This is a genomic window from Thalassobius sp. Cn5-15 (assembly GCF_022347685.1).
Lineage (GTDB): Bacteria > Pseudomonadota > Alphaproteobacteria > Rhodobacterales > Rhodobacteraceae > Thalassobius.
In genome coordinates this window covers 106,682-122,987 of sequence record NZ_JAKRGF010000006.1, presented here as the reverse complement: position 1 = coordinate 122,987, position 16,306 = coordinate 106,682, and the positions used below count along the sequence as shown (strand labels likewise).

Here is a 16,306-nt window from a genome sequence, read left to right as displayed (position 1 = left end):
TCCCTGTTTTCAGGCCGTCGCCTCTGGTTTTACCAGCAGATCAATCAATGAGCGGCCCATTACATTCGCAGAATCGAGCATATCCTCGACCCCGACATATTCGTCTGGCTTGTGGGCCAGATCCAAAATGCCCGGCCCATAAGCAATACAGTTGTGCAATTTGCCGATGCGATCAATGTGCTTTTGATCATACGTCCCCGGCGACACGACATATTCTGCATCTTTTCCAAGGGTTTGTGCAATTGCTTTTGCCACCGTTTCAACAACTGGTGCCGTTTTCTGCGTCATGGTCGGCAGAACGCGGTGCAGTTCTTTGACCTCATAACGAAAACTGTCACGCTGAGCCTCAACGGTGCGCAACACCTGCATAACCTCTTCTTGTACTGCGTCTATATCCTCTTCGATGAGGAAGCGTCGATCTATAACCATACGGCAGCTGTCAGGTACAACCGGACTGGGCAATCCGGTGAACCCTTCGGGCAGCTCTGCCTGTCCACCGTGCAGAGAGTTAATGTTGAGCGTAGATTGCTTCGCCCCTTCGGGCACCACAGGCATATCCGTGCGTTTCTGGGCAAGCGCTGGGAACAGACTTGCCTCCATTTCCTGCACCACAGCGCCCATGTGGCGCACCGCGCAATCACCAAGGAACGGCATAGAGCCATGGGCGATTTCGCCAAAGGTCTCAATCTCCGCCCACCAGACCCCACGATGACCCAGACAGATGCGGTCTTTATTCAACGGTTCGGGGATGATTACGTGCTGCACACGGGTCGGGGCGAAATACCCCTGCTGCGCCAGATAGGCGACGCCGCCGAAGCCGCCTGATTCCTCATCCGCAGTACCGCTGATTTCAATCGCGCCATGAAATTCGGGACAAATCGCCAAAAATGCCTCGACCGCAACAATTGAGGCGGCCAGTCCGCCCTTCATGTCACAGGCCCCACGGCCATAAATCTTGCCGTCCTTCAATTCGCCACCAAAGGGATCCGTGGTCCAGCCACGCCCAACATCCACCACATCAATATGGCTGTTGAAATGCACACATTCGCCAGGTGCACCGCCCTCACGACGGGCGACAACGTTCCAGCGCGGGTATTGTTCGCAATCACCGGGGGTGCCGTGGGCGCGGATCATTTCCACCGAAAAGCCACTATTTTTCAATCTCTTCGCCAGATAGTCACAAATATCGCGGTAGCAATCTCCGGGAGGATTGAGCGTCGGGATACGGATCAGATCCTGCGTCAGGAGGATCAGTTCATCACGACGCTGTTCCAGTTCACGGGCCAGTTGATGTGCCAAGTCTGCACATTCCGCAGCGGCTGATTTTGCGACAGGCAGGTGGGTTGTAGAGTCGTTTTCAGACATTTTTTGGCCCTCGTTAATAAAACTGGGTGGAAAAACTATGCTTTACAGAATATTACGGTGCCAATACCGTATCATTGCGGTGACTCGAGACTCTGAACATGGTGACTTATGCAAGACCTTGAAAAACTCGCCTTTGAGCAGGCGCCGATGGGATTGGCCCTGACCGAACAGCGGGTCATCCGCAGCTGTAACCAGACCTTTGCCGATATGTTCGGCTACACCAAAGAGCAGCTGATCGGCCAAAGCTTCCGCTTGCTGTATGGCACCGATCAGGAGTTTCATCAGGTGCGTGATATCGGTCTGGGCCCACTGCGTCAGTCGCACCCTTATACTGATGAGCGTATTATGCGCTGCGCCGATGGCAACCGCATTTGGGTCCGTTTCCGTGCCCGTACCCTGACGCCACAGGATCCGCTGTCGCAGATCGTGCTGAGCTTTTCGCCGATTGACCAAAAACCCACCGGTCCCAGCCTGACACCGCGCGAACGTGAGGTTCTGATGTGGCTGAGCCGTGGCCGCACCAGCAAGGAGATTGCACAGGTTCTGGAACTGTCGCCGCGCACCATTGAGGATGTGCGCGCCCGGCTGTTAAAGAAGTTTGAAGTGAAGAACGTCGCGGTTCTTCTCGCCCGTCTGTCCGGTTTCAACGGCGAAAGCGAACCGCGCCAAGGGGGTTAATTCTCTGCGCAGCAGAACAGCCACCACACAAGAAAAGAGGCCCGCAGGCCTCTTTTTCGTTAGTGCTATATCACCGGCCCGCTTTTTTACGCAGATCACTGCACCAGTTGGCGACATACTCAGGCACCTCATCTGGCAGACTGTCAGGCACAGAAGGGCGCAGGATTTCCAGATGTTCTTTCACCTCTTTAGGGTTCGCGGCGTCGGCGTAACCGTTGTCAAACTCATAGGCGCTCCGCTCAATCATCTTCTGCTCAAAATGCGGATAGAGGGACATATCTCCTTCATAAGTCAGGCAAGTGCGGGCCAGCCCCAAATTCTGCCCTGCCTGAGAGTATTCATCACTAAGGGCAAAAGCGGTGGCGGGCAGGCAGCAAGCGGCGATCAGAGCAGCCTTCAAAAATGGTGTCATAAATGTCTCCTGTCATGCCACAAAGCTACTACACTCAGAGGGAGAGCAACAGGCAAGTTATCGTGTGGTTTCACCGCATTCCTGCGCAAGCACGCCATCTTCTGTGATTGCACGGCGACAGTGTTCGCACTGTCCCCGCCACAAGCGCCGCTGGGGGTTGCGATCTAACCACCCCCTTATATAAGCGGCCCAAACGCGATTTTGGGCCGAATGCGCCCCTATCCTGCGAACAGGACAACATATGCACCCCGGCCACCGCAGCGGTGGCCCGGCACCGGAGGCTGATGATGCTGCTATCCAATTACAAACACGAATGGTTCGGAAACATCCGCGCCGACCTCTTGTCAGGTCTGGTGGTGGCGCTGGCGCTGATCCCCGAGGCGATTGCCTTTTCGATCATCGCAGGCGTGGACCCCAAGGTGGGGCTGTATGCGTCCTTCTCGATTGCGGTGATCACCGCGCTTGTCGGCGGACGCCCGGGCATGATCTCTGCCGCCACGGCAGCGACTGCGGTACTTATGGTGACGCTGGTGAAAGATCACGGGCTACAGTACCTCTTGGCCGCAACGGTTCTGGCTGGTGTCCTGCAGGTGGGCGCTGGTCTGTTGAAGCTGGGCTATGTCATGCGCTTTGTCAGCCGGTCGGTGATGACCGGTTTTGTAAACGCGTTGGCGATCCTGATCTTTATGGCGCAGTTGCCAGAGCTGATCGACGTGCCGCAGCTGACCTATGTGATGGTCGCCGCCGGTCTGTTGATCATCTATACCTTCCCGCTGCTGACAAAATCCATTCCCTCGCCGCTGGTCTGTATCGTGGTCCTGACCGCGATTTCGCTGTGGCTGGGTCTGGACCTGCGCACCGTAAGCGACATGGGGGAGCTGCCCGACACCCTGCCGATGTTCCTGATCCCGGATATCCCGCTTAACCTTGAAACCCTGATGATCATCCTGCCCTATTCCGCAGCTGTGGCCGCGGTTGGCCTGCTGGAAAGCTTGATGACACAGAACCTTGTTGATGATCTGACCGACACCACCTCGGACAAGAACCAAGAATGCATCGGCCAGGGCGTCGCCAACGTAGCGACCGGTTTCATCGGTGGCATGGCGGGCTGCGCGATGATCGGCCAGTCTATGATCAACGTAAAGTCCGGCGGTCGTGGTCGCCTGTCCTGCTTCATCGCGGGCGTGGTTCTATTGATCCTTGTTGTGTTCCTTGACGACATCGTGGGCCTCATCCCGATGGCCGCACTGGTGGCGATCATGATTATGGTGTCTGTCGGCACCTTCAGCTGGTCGTCGATCACTAATCTGCGTGAACATCCTGCATCGTCGTCCATCGTGATGGTGGCCACGGTGGTCTTCGTTGTCTTCACCCACAACCTTGCCATTGGTGTTCTGGTCGGCGTTCTGTTGTCAGGCCTGTTCTTTGCGTGGAAGATCGCGCAGCTGTTTGCCGTCAGCACTGAACTGTCAGAGGATGGCCGTATCCGCACCTATATCATTCACGGCCAACTGTTCTTTGCCTCGTCTGAGGATTTCATGAAGGCGTTTGATTTCAAGGAAGCGCTGGAAAAGGTCGTCATCGACGTCAGCCGCGCCCACATCTGGGACATTTCGTCGGTTGCCGCGCTGGACATGGCGGTGCTGAAGTTCCGTCGTGATGGCGCCGAGGTTGAAATTATCGGCATGAACGAAGCCTCTAAAACCATCGTTGACCGCTTGGGCGAACATGACAAGCCCGGCGCGATGGACAAACTGATGGCCCACTAAGGATGAGTGACATGAGCAAGAAAATCTTCGCACTGGTGGATGGCTCTGCCTATTCTGAATCGGTCTGCCACCACATCGCATGGATTGCCGGACGCATTGGCGCCTCTGTCGATCTATACCACGTTCTGGGCCGCCGCGATGGCGGGTCCGAGGATCTAAGCGGCAACCTGCGTCTGGGCGCACGGTCCAAGATCATGGGCGAACTGGCAGAGCTGGACGCGCAACGCGCCAAGCTGGCGCAGGCGCAGGGTCGCGCGATCCTAGAGGATGCGCAGGCCCTGATCGCAAAAGACGGCGTAGCCGAAGTGCATCCGCATCTGCGCCTTGGTGATATGGTAGAGACCGTCGAAACCATGGAAGGTAACGCCGATCTGGTGGTTATCGGCAAGCGTGGAGAGAAGGCGGATTTTGCTAAGAAGCACCTTGGATCCAATCTGGAACGTGTGGCGCGTGCGACGACCAAACCAGTGTTTGTGGCAAACCGCGAGTTTCAGCCGATCGAGAAAGTACTGATCGCCTTTGATGGTGGCAGCAGCGCAATGAAGGCGGTGGACTACGTAGCGCGCCATCCGCTATTTGCCGGTTTGGCCTGCACCGTTGTCACTGTAGGTAAACCTTCTGATGTAGTTGCCAAAGGTCTGGAAGATGCCAAGGCCACGCTGGCCGCGGGCGGGCACGCAGCAGAGGTGAAAGTGGTCGAAGGCCAGCCCGAGGTCGCACTGGCCGATCTGATTGAAGCGGACGGTCACGACATGCTGGTGATGGGCGCATACGGCCATTCGCGCATCCGCGCGATGATCATCGGATCGACCACTACGGCGATGATCCGCACCTGCAAGGTGCCGGTGCTGCTGATGAAATAAACTGGCGCTATTGCTGGGATGGAAAGGGGGCGCGTGGCCCCTTTTTTGTGGGAAACGGTAGGTTCGTGCCCGAGCCCGAGGGCAGAGTTGAATTAGGCAATACCCTCGACACACTCGAAACATCGCCTCAATCGCAACGTTGCAAGATCGTGCCCGCCCTTGGGGCGGGGTCGGCACGAACCGGATCACTTCGTGACCCGGTGGAATTAATTTTTCTTACCGCGCAACCGAAATGTCCCGACACCGCTGGCGATATCATTGCCCAGATCATCCCTGATCAACGCCTCGGCAAAATAGGTGGACCGCCCACCGCCCGTCCGCCGCGCGGTGGCGATTAGACGGTTGCCCTGCACCTGCCCCAGATAGTTCACCGTCATCGACAGGGTCATCACCAACTGACGGTTCGTCGGATCGCCAGTGTAGCTGCCGCAGAACCCCATCGCGGTATCAATCAGTGTCGCATGCAGCCCGCCGTGCGGGATTCCATAGCGGTTGCCGTGTTTCTCACCCAGCTCCAGTTCCACCTGCGCGAAACCCTCGGACCAACCGGTGACCTCAAAACCGACCAACTGCTGAAAGGCATATGGCTCTTCGCGCAGGGCCGCGGCAATGGAATACGCGTTATCAACCATGCTTACTCCGCTGCTTTCAGTCCGTTTTGGGCAAAAACTGTAACATAAGCGCCAAAAGTCTTGGCCCGTCCGGGGTCCGACGCATTGCCATCCAGCGCCCGTTTATAAACGCCCTGCAGGATCGCCGCCATCCGGAAGAAGGCGAAGGACAGATAGAACCCGAACCGATCAATCCCCGCCAATCCACGGCGCTGGCAATACATGTCGATAAAGGCCTGATCGCTGATCAGGCCTTCGGCATTGCGATCCACACCTGCCAGACCGCGCCCTTCACCGCCAGGGGGCATCTGCCATTGCATGATCACTGCGGCCAGATCGGCATAGGGGTGACCTGTTGTGCTCAACTCCCAGTCCAGCACGGCCAAGCAGCGCGCGCTGTCTGAATCAAACAGCATGTTGTCGATGCGATAGTCGCCATGCACCAGCGTGCGCTGGCCGTCCTCTGCCGGGATGTTCTGATCCAGCCATTTGATCAACTCTTCCATCGGGGCGATGACCTCGGTTTCCGAAGCGCGGTATTGTTTCACCCAGCGGTCAATCTGACGTCGGTAGTAATTACCATCCGGCCCATAGTCCTGCAGCCCCACTGCGCGAAGGTCGATCGAATGGATCGCCGCCAACACACGATTTATCTCTTCAAAGAAGGCCATACGGTCGGGTATAGCGATGCCTTTCAGGCGGGGGTCATCAAAATGACGCCCCTTGATCTCTTCCATCACGTAGAAAGCAGACCCAATCACGCTGTCGTCTTCGCAGAGGTGATACATCGCTGGCACCGGCACATCGCTGCTGGCAAGGGCGCGCTGCACGCGAAATTCGCGATCCACCGCATGGGCGGATTTCAACAACACCCCCGGCGGTTTGCGCCGCAAGACCCATGATCTCTCACCACTGCTGAGGCGGAAGGTTGGGTTTGACTGCCCTACCGCGAACTTCTCCGCGCTCAGCGGCAGGGTGAGGCCCTCGATGCGATCCGCCAGATAGCGGCCAACAGCATCAATATCCAAGTCAGGGTTGCTCATTCGCGCGTCCTTTCAACAGAGGTTCGTCATTCCACGGCAGAGGCAGGCCCCGCGCCGCCGCCGCCATGCGGACGAATTTACGGGTTTGGGCGAAGGCATGTTCGACAGGGGCTGCGCCGTCGGGATCGCGGATCTGATCCATCGCCGCCAGCACCGCCTCTGGCGTCATCTGTTCATCACCCAAGGCCACGCCAGTGGTTTCACGCACCTGCACCTCAGCAAAACACCCTGCACCTGCGCCAAGGATCATCTTGGTCGGCGCATCCGCACTGACCAGCGCCAGCACACCGGGAGTGATAGTTTCCGGCTGCATCAGGGCCAGCACATCCGCCGACAACAGATTTTCCGTCATCCGCGTGGCAGCCGAAGGCGCCAGCATATTGGCGCGAATATTGAACTTTGCCCCCTCAATCGACAGGGCGTTCATCAATCCCAGCATCGCGGACTTCGCCGCACCATAGTTCGACTGACCGAAGTTGCCATAAAGGCCCGAGGCTGAGGTGGTGAACAAAATACGGCCGTAGCCCTGATTCACCATATGCGGCCAAACCGCGTGAGAGCAGTTGGCGCTGCCAATCAGATGGACATCCACCACTGTCTGGAAATCGGCCATCGCCATTTTGGAGAATGTTTTGTCGCGCAGAATGCCAGCGTTGTTCACCAAGATATCGATACGGCCGTAGGCGTCGATTACCCCATCGACCATCGCGCGCACCTGCACCTCGTCCGATACATCAGCACCGTTCGCCATTGCGGTACCGCCTAGAGCCTCAATCTCAGACACGACAGCTTGTGCCGCCTCTGACCCTGCGTCGCTGCCATCCAAACTGCCACCCAAATCATTCACCACCACTGTGGCGCCGCGCGCTGCCAGACCCAGCGCATGGCTGCGTCCCAAACCTGCTCCGGCGCCGCTTACAATGGCCACCTGGCCGTCATACCTTACATCACTCATCTGTCTTCTCCGAATTCATGCAACGCAGCGGGAGGGGTGCTACACCTCGGCCCTGATCGTTTATGCGGTTGGAAGGGGGGCGAAGCATTTACATGATCGCAGGCACAGGATTTATCGCGATGCAGCACGCTGGCAGAACACAACCCAACGGAGTTGCCGCACCACCTTTGGGCGTCGAATCCAGTGCGCCTCCTCCCTCTAGGACGCAACTTTTCACGGTTTTCGACCAGACGTTAGGCTGCGCATTTGACTCCAGCAAGGATTCCGCCAATAAGAGACGTAACGTCGCTTAAATTCGACGTTACGGTTTTATTGACGTCCCCATCGGACCGATTCCCGATAAATGCCCGCAAGAGGCGAGAAAATGCCGTAGCGCGGGAAAGGGACTAGGTAGTTTTGGGTATGTTAGGCTAAAGTCTAACTGCGAATCAAACATCCGCGACTCAGGGAAGGGAGGAGCCCTTTGTCGCGACCCCTTCCGATATTAGGGGTAGCACCCGGACAGCACGGCTGGCCGGGTGCTTTTGTTTCCGCAGGCCTTGTTCCTGCCTCACGCCCACACCTGCCGTAAGGTGAAACAACCACAGACCCGATCACACCTTGCGGAACGCCTGTCACTTGCGCCAGCCTGAGCGCGAGGAAAGGGAGGGATCCAAAAATGAAAGCTGTCACTTGCCATGCCTTCGGGGCGCTAGAAGATCTGCGCGTTGAAGAGCATGCAGATCCAACACCCACAAACCGTCAGGTGGTGATCGAGGTTGAAGCCGCAGGTATCAACTACCCCGACGGATTGCTGGTGCAGGGACTTTATCAGATGAAACCACCCTGCCCTTTCATTCCCGGCATGGAAGTGGTGGGCAAGGTGACCGCGGTCGGTTCAGAGGTGAAAGGCATAAAAGTCGGTGACCGCCTAGGCGCGATCCCGCAGTTGGGCGGTTATGCTTCTCAGGTTGCAGTGGATGCGCGCGCAACCTTCCCGATCGGCGATGCAGATGCGGCAGAAATGTGTGCGCTGATGGTGGCCTATGGCACCTCTCATCACGCGCTGAAACAGCGAGCGCAATTGCAGGCAGGTGAAACATTGCTGGTGCTGGGTGCGGCGGGGGCAACAGGCCTGGCGGCCGTGCAGATCGGCAAGCTGATGGGCGCGCGGGTCATCGCTGTCGCCTCGAGCGAGGCAAAGCAACAGATCGCCCGTGATGCCGGTGCCGATGAGGTGATAGGCTATGACGCCTTACGCGATGATGTAAAACGGCTGACCGATGGCAACGGCGTTGACGTCACCTTTGACGTGGTCGGCGGCGAGGTGTTTGACACCTGCGCACGGCTAATGGCGCGCAATGGACGATTGTTGGTCATAGGCTTTGCCAGTGGCGAGATCCCACAGTTTCCGGTTAATCTGGCATTGGTGAAAGAATTTGCCGTCGTTGGTGTGTTCTGGGGCAATTTCACCAAGGCGGAGCCACAGGTTTACGTCGCCAATATGATGGAACTGATGGGCTGGTACCGCAAAGGGCAGATCAAACCTCTGATCGAAGGGCGCTATCCGCTGGTAGAGGCAGCAGATGTTCTGGCGCGCATCCTCAATCGCGGCGCGGTGGGCAAACTCGTTTTGGTGCCGTGACAGGATGACGTTTACCCGTTGCGCTGTTGCAATGACATTGCAGGTCTTGCGCAGTGGCGCTGCCTGCGGCGGGGATATTTTGGAACAATGAATGCAGGGCGCGGTGGGATCCCCCCCTGCCAAGAGGGGCCAGCAAGGGGGAAACACCGTTGGCGGCCATCGGCGTCCCCGCCTGTACCGCTCTATTGGTCTATCGCAGAGCGGTTAATAAACTCTTACCCATTAGCCGGATCCAATCAGGACACCGGCAGCAAACACCAGCGCGCCGCCCAGCACCACCTGCAGCGCGGCGCGGAAAAACGGGGTTTCCATGTATTTGTTCTGGATCCACGCTATGGCCCACAGTTCCACAAACACCACGATGATCGCGATCACGGTGGCAGTCCAGAAATCGGTGATCAAATAGGGCAGCGCATGGCCCAAGCCCCCAAGCGTGGTCATGATGCCTGAGGCAAAGCCGCGTTTCGTTGGCGAACCGCGCCCCGAAAGTTCGCCATCATCTGACGCCGCCTCAGTAAAGCCCATGGAAATCCCCGCCCCAACCGAGGCGGCAAGTCCGACAAGGAAAGTGGTCCATGTATCCTGCGTTGCAAAGGCCGTGGCAAAAATCGGTGCGAGCGTCGAGACAGACCCATCCATCAACCCCGCCAGACCCGGCTGCACCCATGTCAGAACAAACTGACGGTGCGCTTTGCGGTCTTCGTCCGCGCGCGCATCATCGGTGAGATGGTTCGCTGTGAGCGTGGCGGCGTTGTCCACATGTCCGGCCTCTGCTGCGGCCAGATCCCCTAGAAGGGCGCGCGTATCCGCATCCTGCGACTGAGCGGCCGCCTTTTGGTAAAACACTTCTGCCGCGCGTTCCATCGCGGCTGCCTCTGCACGGATCTGGTCGAGGCTGAGGTTTTCAGTCAACCACACAGGCTTGCGGGAATAAAACCCCGCAACGTGTTCGCGGCGGATCAAAGGAAGATGGTCGCCAAACCGCGTCTTGTGCAGTTCCAGCAGGCGGCGGCGATGGTCGTCCTCCTCTACTGCCATGCCGTCGAACACAGCTGCAGAATCGGGGTATTCGGCGCGCAGATGATGAGCGAAGCTGCGATAGATCCTTGCATCATCCTCCTCGGATGCGATGGCAAGGGCCAACACCTCTTGTTCTGTCAGGTCTTTGAAACGGCGGCGGTTCAGGGTGTAACGCATTTGGCCCTCTTTAGAATAATTCTAATCTATGACTGAAAGCAGCACCAGACAAGGTGGCGGCGTGGAAAAAACCGATAGATCGCCGGTGCCGGAGCGGATGCGCAGACGCATGGTGCAGGACATATGCCATATTGTCACCACCGCCCGGAAATCCTGGCAAATCAAGCACGCGCGCAAGACGCTGGCCGGCCACTGATCCCAGCTCAGGGAGCTTCAAACAAAAAGGGCGCCACAATTGGGCGCCCTTTGGAAAACTGAATAGATCACCGTTTAGATCGCGGTTTTCAGGCTCTCTTCCAGATAGATTTCACGCAGGCGCTTAGCCACAGGACCAACCTGACCACCGCCAACGGCGGCGCCGTCAATTTCCACAACCGGCATCACGAAGGTCGAGGCCGAGGTCACAAACGCCTCATCCGCAGCCTGCGCTTCCTCAATTGTGTAAGCACGTTCAACCACCTCCATCTGTGCCTCCTGGGCAAAGCGCAGAACAGCCGCGCGGGTGATGCCGTGCAAAATGTCGTTGCTAAGGCCGCGGGTGATGATCTTGCCATCCTTGACGATATAGGCGTTGTTCGAGGTGCCTTCGGTCACATAACCGTCCTCAACCATCCACGCGTCATCACAACCTGCCTTCTTGGCCATCATCTTGCCCATCGAAGGGTAGAGAAGCTGCACGGTTTTGATGTCACGGCGGCCCCAGCGGATATCCTCGACCGAGATCACTTTGATGCCTCTTTCAGCAACAGGGTTTGCGGCCAGACCGGGTTTGTTCTGGGTGAACAGAACCAGCGTCGGGCGAGTCGTTTCAGGATCAGGGAAGACAAAGTCGCGGTCATCAGGCGCGCCACGGGTGATCTGCAGATAGATCATACCCTCTTCGATGCCGTTCAGTTCCACCAGCTTGCGGTGAATTTCCAACAGGTCGTCAAACTCCGCCGGCTTTTGCATGTCCAACTCGTTCAGCGAGCGTTCCAAACGTTTGGCGTGGCCGTCAAAGTCAATCAGCTTTCCGCCCAGCACGCTGGTCACCTCATAGACACCGTCCGCCATCAGGAACCCACGGTCAAAGATCGAGACTTTGGCCTCGGTTTCGGGCAAATACTCTCCGTTTACGAATACGGTGCGGGTCATGTCATGGCTCCTGAAGTTGGTCGATGTTGTTTTTTGGGCGCAATGGCCTGTGTGTCAAGCACAACGACAGCTTCGCCTCCGGCAAAGGCGATGAGGGCGTTGTAATCCTGTGGGTCCCGTGGTTCAGCGTTAGCCCCAGAGGGCGGCGTCCGGACCGTGCACCCCCGCCTCGTCAAAGCGCAGCGCGCAGTCGCGATCTTCGGCCAGCAACAACGGGCCATCCAGATCGGTGACCATCGCGCCCTGCGCCACGAGAGTCGCGGGTGCCATCGCCAGCGACGATCCGACCATACATCCGACCATCACCTTGTAGCCTTCGGCCAATGCTGTCTCGCGCAGCTTCAACGCCTCGGTCAGACCGCCGGTTTTGTCCAGTTTGATATTCACCACGTCATATTTGCCCTTAAGCTTGGGCAGAGATGTGCGGTCATGGCAGCTTTCATCCGCGCAGACAGGCACAGGGCGTTCCATACCGATCAGTGCATCGTCTTCACCTGCGGGCAACGGTTGTTCCACCAGATCCACCCCCAAACGCACCAGATGCGGTGCCAGATCGGCGTAAATATCCGCACTCCACCCTTCATTGGCATCTACAATGATCCGAGCCTCCGGCGCGCCGGCGCGCACGGCCTCAAGGCGCGCCATATCGTCGGGGGTGCCCAGCTTGATCTTCAGCAATGGGCGATGGGCGTTTTTCACCGCCTGTTCGCGCATTTCGCCAGGTTCGGCCAACGACAAGGTGTAGGCTGTGATCTCTGGGGTTGGCGCGGGCAAGCCGGCCAGTTCCCAAACACGTTTACCGGCCTGTTTCGCCTCCAGATCCCACAGCGCGCAATCAACCGCATTGCGCGCCGCACCTGCGGGCAGCAGATCCTGTAGCGCTGCGCGGGTGACATCCGCAGGCAAAGCTTTGATTTCAGCAGTCACCGAGTCCAGCGTTTCATCATAGCGGGCATAGGGCACGCATTCGCCCCAACCGACATGACCGTCCCTTTCCACACGCACCGTAAGCACCTGCGCTTCGGTCCGGCTGCCCCGACTGATGGTAAAAACCTGCGCCAGTTTAAAGACGTCTTTCTGGACGGTGATGGTCACGCGCCATCCTCCCACTTTCAATGCTCTTCAAATACTCAAAAGGCCGGAGGGTTTCGCCCGCTCCGGCCTCTCAGAAAGGATTAGATCAGATCGCGTCCAACGCATCCACCAGCTTGCCCGCCCCAAAGCGGAACGGATCAGTGGCAGGCAGGCCCAGATCTGCTTCGACCTTGGCACAGTAGGCGCGTGCTTCATCCTCAGGCATGTTCTGGGTGTTGATCGAATATCCGACAACCTTGCAGGCGGGGTTCGCCACCTTGGCCAGCGACAGCGCCATATCGCGTACAGCCTCCAGCGTCGGCAGCTGGTAATCCGGCAGACCGCGCATATGCTCGCGGGTTGGTTCGTGGCACACCACCAGCGCATCCGGCTGACCACCGTGGATCAGCGCCATGGTCACGCCCGAATAGGATACGTGGAACAGGCTGCCCTGACCTTCGATGATGTCCCAGTGATCAGCATCATTGTCGGGAGTGATGTATTCAACAGACCCTGCCATGAAATCGGCAATCACTGCGTCCAGCGGCACACCGTCGCCGGTGATCAGGATGCCTGTCTGGCCCGTGGCACGGAAGGATGCCTTCATCCCGCGTTCACGCATTTCCTTTTCCATGCAGAGCGCAGTGTACATTTTGCCCACGGAACAGTCGGTGCCGACTGCCAACAGGCGTTTACCGGTACGTGTCTTGCCATTGGCAATCGGATAATCCACCTCAGGCACACGAACGTCATGCAGATCCTGACCGGTGGCTTTGGCCACGGCGACCAGATCCTCTTCGTCCTGCAGCAGATTGTGCAGGCCGGATGCCAGATCAAAACCCTCTTCCAGCGCGGTAACCAAAACCTTTTTCCATGCCTGGCTGATCACGCCGCCACGGTTGGCAACGCCGATCACCAGTGTTTTGGCGCCAGCTGCTTTGGCCTCCTCCAGGGTCATGTCGGGCAGACCCATATCGGCCTTACAACCATCCATACGGAACTGGCCAACGGCAAATTCTGGACGCCAGTCCTTGATACCTTGGGCAACTTTGGCCGCCAGTTGGTCGGGCGCGTCGCCCAGGAACAGCAGATAGGGTGTCTTGATCATGGTCGCGCCTTTCCTTCATGTAGCCGACGCAGTTTTCCGGCTTTCGCACGGGATTGTTTTGCGAATTTGAGCAGATTCTGCGGCGCTACGCAAAATTTAATCCCATTGACGCATAATATCGGGATATTCTTCGAAGTTTTCACACTGCTGCAGAATTAATCACCGTCACGCGTCGTAAAATGCCGCAGCTGCAAAATAAACTTGCGAGGAGGCGCGCAATTTAATAACCCTTTCCCGAACCAATCTGTAATTTCGTTACTCAGAGGAATCGCAATATGAGCTTCCGCATTCAGCCTGCCGCACCTGCGCGCCCCAACCGTTGCCAGTTGTTTGGCCCAGCTTCGAACACCAAACTGTTCGCCAAAATGGCGGCGTCTGCTGCGGATGTGATTAACATCGACCTCGAAGATTCTGTGGCCCCTACCGACAAGGACATGGCTCGCGCCAACGCGATTGAAGCGATCAACACCATTGACTGGGGCACCAAGACCATTTCGGTGCGGATCAACGGCCTCGACACCCCCTACTGGTACCGCGACGTTGTGGACGTGATGGAACAGACCGGCGACCGTTTGGATCAGATCATGATCCCCAAAGTAGGCTGCGCTGCCGACATCTACGCGGTTGACGCGCTGGTCACCGCAATTGAAACCGCCAAAGGCCGTACCAAACGGATCGACTTTGAGGTGATCATCGAATCCGCCGCCGGTATCGCCCACGTCGAAGAGATCGCCGCCGCCTCTCCCCGTATGGCCGCGATGAGCCTCGGCGCCGCGGACTTCGCTGCCTCCATGGGGATGCAGACCACTGGCATCGGTGGCACGCAGGAAAACTACTATATGCTGCACGAAGGCCAGAAGCATTGGTCCGATCCGTGGCACTGGGCACAGACTGCCATCGTTGCGGCCTGCCGTACCCACGGCGTTCTGCCAGTTGATGGCCCCTTTGGCGACTTCTCTGATGATGAAGGCTACATCGCGCAGGCGAAACGTTCCGCGACGCTGGGCATGGTCGGCAAATGGGCCATCCACCCTAAACAGATCGCTTTGGCGAACGACGTGTTCACCCCATCTGAGGAAGCGGTGAACGAAGCGCGCGAAATTCTGGCGGCGATGGAGCAGGCCAAAGCCAACGGCGAAGGCGCCACTGTTTACAAAGGCCGCCTAGTGGACATCGCGTCGATCAAGCAAGCCGAAGTAATCGTTGCGCAGGCCGAGCTGATCGCAAACAGCTAATCCGCTGACGGACAGTGGAAACAAAAGGGGCGCCCGGATCAGGGCGCCCCTTTGCATGTAAGGTGGCCAAACATACGCAACCGTATGTCAGGCCAAAGATGGGTTTAGTACACCACCACAGAACGGATCGATTCACCGGCGTGCATAAGATCGAAACCTTTGTTGATGTCATCCAGACCCATAGTGTGGGTGATCATTGGATCGATCTCGATCTTGCCGTCCATATACCAATCAACGATCTGCGGCACATCGGTGCGGCCGCGGGCGCCACCAAAGGCGGTGCCGCGCCAGCTGCGGCCAGTGACCAGCTGGAAGGGGCGGGTCGAAATCTCGGCACCTGCGGGGGCAACGCCAATGATGATCGATTCCCCCCAGCCTTTGTGGGCCGCTTCCAGCGCAGTGCGCATCACCTGCACGTTGCCGGTGGCGTCAAAGGTGTAGTCCGCACCGCCACCGGTCAGTTCGACCAGATGCCCCACCAGATCGCCTTCAACGTCGGTCGGGTTGACGAAATCGGTCATGCCGAAACGTTTGGCCATCTCAACCTTCGCCGGGTTCAGGTCAACGCCAACAATCTGATCCGCACCGGCCATACGCAGGCCCTGAATAACGTTCAGGCCGATACCGCCCAGACCGAAGACGATCGAACGGTTACCAATTTCTGCCTTGGCGGTGTTGATCACCGCGCCGATGCCGGTGGTGACGCCGCAACCGATGTAGCAGATCTTGTCAAAAGGCGCGTCCTTACGCACCTTCGCCAGTGCAATTTCCGGCAGGACAGTGTGGTTCGCGAAGGTCGAGCAGCCCATATAGTGCAGGATCGGCGTGCCATCCAGCATCGAAAAACGGCTGGTGCCATCGGGCATCAGGCCCTGGCCTTGGGTCGAACGGATCGACTGACACAGGTTGGTTTTGGGGTTCAGACAGTATTCACACTCACGGCACTCAGGGGTGTAGAGTGGGATAACGTGATCACCCGGCTTCAGGCTGGTCACGCCCGGCCCCACTTCCAGCACCACACCAGCGCCCTCATGGCCCAGAATGGCGGGGAACATGCCCTCGGGGTCGGCGCCCGACAGGGTAAATTCATCGGTATGGCAAATACCGGTGGCTTTGATTTCCACCAGAACCTCACCCGCCTTCGGGCCTTCCAGGTTCACTTCCATAATCTCAAGTGGCTTGCCTGCCTCAACGGCGACGGCTGCTCTGGTACGCATCGTTTATCCTCCGACAACAAT

16 protein-coding genes are annotated in these 16,306 nt (G+C 57.9%); 6 read left to right on the top strand and 10 right to left on the bottom strand.

Annotated features, from left to right (window positions below; all coding sequences use genetic code 11):
- Positions 1 to 9: 9 nt before the first annotated feature.
- Positions 10 to 1,365, bottom strand: coding sequence for an acetylornithine deacetylase/succinyl-diaminopimelate desuccinylase family protein (locus MHM86_RS13705; protein ID WP_239200577.1), 1,356 nt, complete (start codon positions 1,363 to 1,365; stop codon positions 10 to 12).
- A gap of 108 nt (positions 1,366 to 1,473) precedes the next feature.
- Here MHM86_RS13705 and MHM86_RS13700 point away from each other — a divergent pair, with 108 nt between their 5' ends.
- Entirely contained in the window at positions 1,474 to 2,043 is a 570-nt protein-coding gene (locus tag MHM86_RS13700; protein ID WP_239200576.1) for a PAS and helix-turn-helix domain-containing protein, read from the top strand.
- Positions 2,044 to 2,113: 70 nt separating this feature from the next.
- On the opposite strand, the gene MHM86_RS13695 is transcribed toward MHM86_RS13700, so the two are convergent.
- A complete protein-coding gene (locus MHM86_RS13695; protein WP_239200575.1) occupies positions 2,114 to 2,455 on the bottom strand; it encodes a hypothetical protein in 342 nt (113 codons plus the stop codon).
- 284 nt (positions 2,456 to 2,739) lie between these two features.
- On the opposite strand from MHM86_RS13695, the gene MHM86_RS13690 reads away from it, so the two are divergent.
- Together MHM86_RS13690 and MHM86_RS13685 are read left to right on the top strand one after the other, a co-directional pair.
- Positions 2,740 to 4,224 carry a SulP family inorganic anion transporter gene (locus MHM86_RS13690; RefSeq protein WP_239200574.1) on the top strand — a complete coding sequence of 495 codons (1,485 nt, stop codon included), beginning with the start codon at positions 2,740 to 2,742 and terminating at the stop codon, positions 4,222 to 4,224.
- Positions 4,225 to 4,235: 11 nt separating this feature from the next.
- Complete coding sequence (locus MHM86_RS13685; RefSeq protein ID WP_239200573.1) at positions 4,236 to 5,087, top strand: universal stress protein; 852 nt, start codon at positions 4,236 to 4,238, stop codon at positions 5,085 to 5,087.
- A gap of 206 nt (positions 5,088 to 5,293) precedes the next feature.
- Here the strand turns inward: MHM86_RS13685 and MHM86_RS13680 are convergent, their stop codons facing one another.
- Genes MHM86_RS13680 through MHM86_RS13670 form a run of 3 tightly spaced genes read right to left on the bottom strand, consistent with a single transcriptional unit; the run spans position 5,294 to position 7,696 of the window.
- Positions 5,294 to 5,719, bottom strand: coding sequence for a PaaI family thioesterase (locus MHM86_RS13680; protein ID WP_239200570.1), 426 nt, complete (start codon positions 5,717 to 5,719; stop codon positions 5,294 to 5,296).
- A gap of 2 nt (positions 5,720 to 5,721) precedes the next feature.
- Positions 5,722 to 6,741: a phosphotransferase family protein gene (locus MHM86_RS13675; protein ID WP_239200568.1), complete on the bottom strand. Its 1,020-nt coding sequence runs from the start codon at positions 6,739 to 6,741 to the stop codon at positions 5,722 to 5,724.
- A complete protein-coding gene (locus tag MHM86_RS13670) occupies positions 6,728 to 7,696 on the bottom strand; it encodes an SDR family NAD(P)-dependent oxidoreductase (RefSeq protein ID WP_239200566.1) in 969 nt (322 codons plus the stop codon). Before MHM86_RS13670 ends, MHM86_RS13675 begins: the two co-directional genes overlap by 14 nt.
- Before the next feature lie 658 nt (positions 7,697 to 8,354).
- Between MHM86_RS13670 and MHM86_RS13665 the strand changes: the two genes are divergently transcribed.
- Positions 8,355 to 9,320: an NADPH:quinone oxidoreductase family protein gene (locus MHM86_RS13665; protein ID WP_239200564.1), complete on the top strand. Its 966-nt coding sequence runs from the start codon at positions 8,355 to 8,357 to the stop codon at positions 9,318 to 9,320.
- Between the two features lie 222 nt (positions 9,321 to 9,542).
- Here MHM86_RS13665 and mbfA read toward each other — a convergent pair whose 3' ends face one another.
- Entirely contained in the window at positions 9,543 to 10,517 is a 975-nt protein-coding gene (gene mbfA, locus MHM86_RS13660; RefSeq protein ID WP_239200562.1) for an iron exporter MbfA, read from the bottom strand.
- A 28-nt stretch (positions 10,518 to 10,545) separates the two neighbouring features.
- Between mbfA and MHM86_RS13655 the strand changes: the two genes are divergently transcribed.
- Positions 10,546 to 10,713, top strand: a complete 168-nt coding sequence (locus MHM86_RS13655) for a hypothetical protein (protein WP_239200561.1) — start codon at positions 10,546 to 10,548, stop codon at positions 10,711 to 10,713.
- Between the two features lie 74 nt (positions 10,714 to 10,787).
- Here the strand turns inward: MHM86_RS13655 and MHM86_RS13650 are convergent, their stop codons facing one another.
- From MHM86_RS13650 to dgcN, 3 genes are all read right to left on the bottom strand, one after another.
- On the bottom strand, positions 10,788 to 11,651 hold the full coding sequence (locus tag MHM86_RS13650; protein WP_239200560.1) for a D-amino-acid transaminase: 864 nt from the start codon (positions 11,649 to 11,651) through the stop codon (positions 10,788 to 10,790).
- Between the two features lie 129 nt (positions 11,652 to 11,780).
- Positions 11,781 to 12,746: an N-acetyl-D-Glu racemase DgcA gene (dgcA, locus tag MHM86_RS13645; protein ID WP_239200559.1), complete on the bottom strand. Its 966-nt coding sequence runs from the start codon at positions 12,744 to 12,746 to the stop codon at positions 11,781 to 11,783.
- 85 nt (positions 12,747 to 12,831) lie between these two features.
- Entirely contained in the window at positions 12,832 to 13,833 is a 1,002-nt protein-coding gene (gene dgcN, locus MHM86_RS13640) for an N-acetyltransferase DgcN (RefSeq protein ID WP_239200558.1), read from the bottom strand.
- Between the two features lie 275 nt (positions 13,834 to 14,108).
- Between dgcN and MHM86_RS13635 the strand changes: the two genes are divergently transcribed.
- On the top strand, positions 14,109 to 15,068 hold the full coding sequence (locus MHM86_RS13635) for an L-malyl-CoA/beta-methylmalyl-CoA lyase (protein WP_239200557.1): 960 nt from the start codon (positions 14,109 to 14,111) through the stop codon (positions 15,066 to 15,068).
- Positions 15,069 to 15,172: 104 nt separating this feature from the next.
- On the opposite strand, the gene MHM86_RS13630 is transcribed toward MHM86_RS13635, so the two are convergent.
- On the bottom strand, positions 15,173 to 16,285 hold the full coding sequence (locus MHM86_RS13630; RefSeq protein ID WP_239200556.1) for an S-(hydroxymethyl)glutathione dehydrogenase/class III alcohol dehydrogenase: 1,113 nt from the start codon (positions 16,283 to 16,285) through the stop codon (positions 15,173 to 15,175).
- Between the last annotated feature and the right edge of the window lie 21 nt (positions 16,286 to 16,306).

Coding starts and splice junctions, on each gene's coding strand:
- MHM86_RS13705 (WP_239200577.1), bottom strand. CDS start 1,365: ATGTCTGAAAACGACTCTACAACCCACCTGCCTGTCGCAAAATCAGCC.
- MHM86_RS13700 (WP_239200576.1), top strand. CDS start 1,474: ATGCAAGACCTTGAAAAACTCGCCTTTGAGCAGGCGCCGATGGGATTG.
- MHM86_RS13695 (WP_239200575.1), bottom strand. CDS start 2,455: ATGACACCATTTTTGAAGGCTGCTCTGATCGCCGCTTGCTGCCTGCCC.
- MHM86_RS13690 (WP_239200574.1), top strand. CDS start 2,740: ATGATGCTGCTATCCAATTACAAACACGAATGGTTCGGAAACATCCGC.
- MHM86_RS13685 (WP_239200573.1), top strand. CDS start 4,236: ATGAGCAAGAAAATCTTCGCACTGGTGGATGGCTCTGCCTATTCTGAA.
- MHM86_RS13680 (WP_239200570.1), bottom strand. CDS start 5,719: ATGGTTGATAACGCGTATTCCATTGCCGCGGCCCTGCGCGAAGAGCCA.
- MHM86_RS13675 (WP_239200568.1), bottom strand. CDS start 6,741: ATGAGCAACCCTGACTTGGATATTGATGCTGTTGGCCGCTATCTGGCG.
- MHM86_RS13670 (WP_239200566.1), bottom strand. CDS start 7,696: ATGAGTGATGTAAGGTATGACGGCCAGGTGGCCATTGTAAGCGGCGCC.
- MHM86_RS13665 (WP_239200564.1), top strand. CDS start 8,355: ATGAAAGCTGTCACTTGCCATGCCTTCGGGGCGCTAGAAGATCTGCGC.
- mbfA (WP_239200562.1), bottom strand. CDS start 10,517: ATGCGTTACACCCTGAACCGCCGCCGTTTCAAAGACCTGACAGAACAA.
- MHM86_RS13655 (WP_239200561.1), top strand. CDS start 10,546: ATGACTGAAAGCAGCACCAGACAAGGTGGCGGCGTGGAAAAAACCGAT.
- MHM86_RS13650 (WP_239200560.1), bottom strand. CDS start 11,651: ATGACCCGCACCGTATTCGTAAACGGAGAGTATTTGCCCGAAACCGAG.
- dgcN (WP_239200558.1), bottom strand. CDS start 13,833: ATGATCAAGACACCCTATCTGCTGTTCCTGGGCGACGCGCCCGACCAA.
- MHM86_RS13635 (WP_239200557.1), top strand. CDS start 14,109: ATGAGCTTCCGCATTCAGCCTGCCGCACCTGCGCGCCCCAACCGTTGC.
- MHM86_RS13630 (WP_239200556.1), bottom strand. CDS start 16,285: ATGCGTACCAGAGCAGCCGTCGCCGTTGAGGCAGGCAAGCCACTTGAG.